The sequence below is a fragment of the Mesorhizobium sp. M2A.F.Ca.ET.067.02.1.1 genome (assembly GCF_004023285.1).
Classification (GTDB): Bacteria; Pseudomonadota; Alphaproteobacteria; order Rhizobiales; family Rhizobiaceae; genus Mesorhizobium.
The window spans coordinates 1-3,911 of sequence record NZ_RZSB01000572.1 but is presented as its reverse complement, the minus strand read 5'-3'; the positions used below and the strand labels follow the sequence as shown (position 1 = coordinate 3,911).

Here is a 3,911-nt window from a genome sequence, read left to right as displayed (position 1 = left end):
GGTGTAGGGATGGCGCGGGTCGTTGAAGACGTCCCTGGTCGAGCCTTCCTCCACCAGCATGCCGGCATAGAGCACGCCGACCCGGTCGCACATGTTGGAGACGACGGCGAGGTTGTGGCTGATGAACAGGATCGAGGCGGACAGCTCGCGCCGCAACTGGCCGATCAGGTCGAGCACCTCGGCTTCCACGGTGGCGTCGAGCCCGGTCGTCGGCTCGTCGAGGATCAGCATCGAGGGGTCGTTGGCGAGCGCCATGGCGATCGCCACGCGCTGTTGCATGCCGCCGGAGAGCTGGTGCGGATAGCGCTGCATGACGCTTGCCGGATCCGAGATGCGCACCCGGTTCAGCATGGCGAGCGCCTTGTCTTCAGCCGTCTGTCCGCTGATGCCCGCAAGCTCGAAGATCTCGGTCAATTGCCGGCCGATGCGCAGCGACGGGTTCAGCGCCTTGCCGGGATCCTGATAGACCATCGACACGCTGTCCGCGCGGGCCCGCCGCAGCGCCTCGCCATCGAGCTTCATTACGTCCTTGCCGTCGAGCGCGATCGAGCCGCCGGTGATCGAGCCGTTGCGCGGCAGATAACGCACCACGGAAAGCGCCACGGTGGATTTGCCGCAGCCGGATTCGCCGACCAGCCCGTAGGCTTCGCCGGCCTTGATGGTCAGGTTGACGTTGCGCAGCACCGCGCGGTCGCGGCGGCCGACGCGATAGGCGACCGAAAGGTCTTTGAGTTCTAGCGCGTTGGCGGCTTGGCTAGTCATTGAACGCTCCATGCACGCCGTCGGCCACCAAATTGACGCCGATCACCAGCGAGGCGATGGCCAAGGCATCGAACAGCACCGTCCACCAGAAGCCGCCGCCGATCATGCCGTAATTGGAAGAGATCGACAGGCCCCAGTCGGGTGAGGGCGGCTGGATGCCGAAGCCCATGAAAGAAAGCGTGGCCACCGCGAAGATGGCATAGCCCAGCCGCACCGTCGTCTCGACCAGGATCGGCGGGATGACGTTGGGCAGGATCTCGACGAACATCGTGTGCAGCGCGCCCTCGTGGCGCAGCTTGGCCGCGGCGACATAGTCGAGCTCGCGTTCGGCCAGCACCGCCGAGCGCACCGTGCGCGCGATGATCGGCGCGAAGCTCAGGCCGATGACGACGATGACGGTGATCTTGGACGTGCCGAGCGCGACGATGGCAAGCAGCGCGATGATGACCACCGGGATCGCCATGAAGGCTTCCAGCACGCGGCTGACGATGTCGTCGACGATGCCGCGGAAATAGCCGATGACCAGGCCGAGCGCGGTGCCGGCGATGGTCGCAAGGATCGTCGCCAGCGGCGCGACGGTCAGGATATCGCGGGAGCCGACGATGACGCGTGAGAACACGTCGCGGCCGAGCTGGTCGGTGCCGAACCAGTGGTCGGACGATGGCGGCGCAAGCGTGTTGATGATGTCGGCGTCGAGAGGATCGTAAGGCACGAATTGTTCGCCGAACAGCGCGCAGATAACCCAGAACAGCAGTATGCCCAGGCCGGTCAGGAACGTGGGGGACCTCACGAGCGAATGCAGCACCTCGCCCCAGGGGCTGCGCCGCGCAACAGTATCCGGGACCGCGGGAAGGGATGGGCTGTCCGTCGCGCTCATTGTTCTGCCCCCAGCCGGATGCGCGGATTGAGCACGGAATAGAGGAAGTCGGCGGCCAAGGTCGCCACCGCATAGACGATGCCGATGGTGAGAATGCCGGCCTCCAGCATCGGGAAATCCTTGCCGCGCGCGGCGGTGAAGATCAGCGAGCCGATGCCCTGATAGCGGAACAGCGTTTCGATCACCACCAGGCCGCCGATCAGATAGCCGGTCTGGGTGGCGATCACCGTGATGGTCGGCAGCAGCGCGTTGCGCAGCACATGGCGCCAGATCACCGTCCGCCAGGGCAGGCCTTTCAGCACGGCGGTGCGCGTATAGTCGGAATCGAGCGCCTCGATCATGCCGGACCTGGCCATGCGGGCAATGTAGCCGAACAGCACCAGGAACAGCGGCAGCGAGGGCAGGATAAGGTAATAGATCTGGGTGAAGAAGCCGGCGCCTTTCGGCCATGCGGCGGCGATCGGCAGCCAGCGCAGCCACACCCCGAAGATCAGGATCAGGATGATGCCGGTGACGAATTCCGGCAGCACCGTCACCGACAGGCCGCCGAGGCTGATGATGCGGTCAAGCGGCCGGTTGAGATTGAGCGCGGCGATGACGCCGCCCAGGATGCCGATCGGCACCACCAGCACAAAGGCGATCAATGCCAGCTTCAGCGAATTGCCCAGAGCATCGATGACGAAGGGGGCGACCGGCGCGCGGAAAATGTAGGACGTGCCCATGTCGCCATGCAGGAAATTCCAGATCCAGGTGCCGTACTGGACGAGCAGTGGCCGGTCGACGCCGAGCGAGTGGTTGAGCGCATCGACGGCGCGCTGGTCGGCGAACGGCCCCAATATGGCGCGCCCGACATTGCCCGGCAGCACCTGGCCGCCAAGGAAGACCATGACGCTGAGCAAAAACAGCGTGACGAGCGACAGGGCCAGGCGCCGGACGAGGAAGACGAGGATGGCGAATACTCCTATTGGAGCCGGCTCTCCGTGGAGAGCCGGCTGTCAGGGATATGCTTGTTCGCTCTCGTCAGGCCTTCGACGCCTTGTCGAGGAACAGCTGCGACATGGCGGTGGGCTGCACGCCCGTCACGCCTTTCGCCGTCGCCGTCAGGTAATCGTAGAAATAGCCGAAGACCACCGGCGTTTCTTCGAGCAGCAGCTTCTGGATCTTGCCGGCGGTGGCCTTCTGCGCCTCGAGGTCGAGGGCCGCGATATAGCTCGCCGCCATCTGGTCGTAGTCCTTGTTCTTGAAGTGGGCGGCATTCCAGGTGCCGTCGCTCTTCAGGGGGGCCGCCAGATAGACGTTGGGCACGCCGCGGTGGCCGTAGTCGGTGATGCCCATCGCCGAATCCAGCCAGTTCGACTTGCCGAACACCGCATCGCCGTAATAGGCGCCCTGGTCGAGGATGTTGAGCTCGAGCTCGATGCCGATTTCCTTGACCCAGTTCTGGATGAGCTGAGCGTATTCCGGGATTTCCAGGTAGCGCTCGGTGGTGAGCGTCATCTTGAAGCCCTGGCCGACGCCGGCCGCTTCCATCAGCTGCTTGGCCTGGGCGAGGTCCTGCTTGCGCTGCGGCACGCTGGTGTCGGTCGAGGGGTAGACGGCGGCGAACGGGCTGTCGTTGCCGAGTGCCGCGCGGCCCTTCATCAGACCGGCGGCGAGTTTCTCGCGGTCGAGGCAGAGCGCGATGGCGCGGCGCACGCGCGCGTCCTTCGTCGGGCCCTCGTCGCAGTGCATATGCAGCTGCTGATGCGCCACCGACTTCAGGCTGATGATCTCGAAATTCGGATCGTTGAGGAGCGCAACGCCCGCCAGCACCGGCATCTGGTTGATGATGTCGATCTGGCCGCCCTGCAGCGCCAGGATCTGCGGCTGGATGTCGGTAAAGAAGGTGAACTCGGTGCGATCCGGCAGGGCCTTGTCGCCCCAGTAGTCGTCGTTGCGCACGAAGGACGCACCGACCTTCGGCGTGTATTTTTCCAGCTTGAACGGACCGGTGCCGTCGAAGCTCTTCTCGTAGTCGCCCTTGTAGCTCGCCGGGATGATGACGGCGTTGTAGTTGTCGGACGACACCATATAGGGGAAGTTGCCGTTCGGCGCATCGAGATGGAATTCGACCGTGTAGTCGTCGACCTTCTTGGTGTTGCCCTTCTGCAGGATGCCGCTGAACACCGACAGCGCGTTGGACGAGTTGGCCGGATCGGCGAGCCGGTCGATGCTGGCCACCACGTCTTCGGCCCTCATCTCGCCGCCCGAGTGGAACTTGACACCCTTGCGC

General features: G+C 64.6%; 4 protein-coding genes. All 4 read right to left on the bottom strand.

All coding sequences use genetic code 11. The features are described 5' to 3' along the window. The coding region (locus EOA28_RS27770; RefSeq protein WP_189342210.1) for an ABC transporter ATP-binding protein at positions 1–762 on the bottom strand (762 nt) is incomplete at its 3' end. Next, entirely contained in the window at positions 755–1,639 is an 885-nt protein-coding gene (locus EOA28_RS27765) for an ABC transporter permease (RefSeq protein ID WP_127250323.1), read from the bottom strand. The genes EOA28_RS27765 and EOA28_RS27770, both read right to left, overlap by 8 nt. Next, positions 1,636–2,589: an ABC transporter permease gene (locus EOA28_RS27760; RefSeq protein ID WP_108703019.1), complete on the bottom strand. Its 954-nt coding sequence runs from the start codon at positions 2,587–2,589 to the stop codon at positions 1,636–1,638. The genes EOA28_RS27765 and EOA28_RS27760 overlap by 4 nt, the downstream gene beginning before the upstream one ends. Before the next feature lie 70 nt (positions 2,590–2,659). Continuing rightward, positions 2,660–3,911 (bottom strand): ABC transporter substrate-binding protein (locus EOA28_RS27755; RefSeq protein WP_148670886.1); only part of this gene is annotated, 1,252 nt, incomplete at its 5' end.

Coding starts and splice junctions, on each gene's coding strand:
- EOA28_RS27765 (WP_127250323.1), bottom strand. CDS start 1,639: ATGAGCGCGACGGACAGCCCATCCCTTCCCGCGGTCCCGGATACTGTT.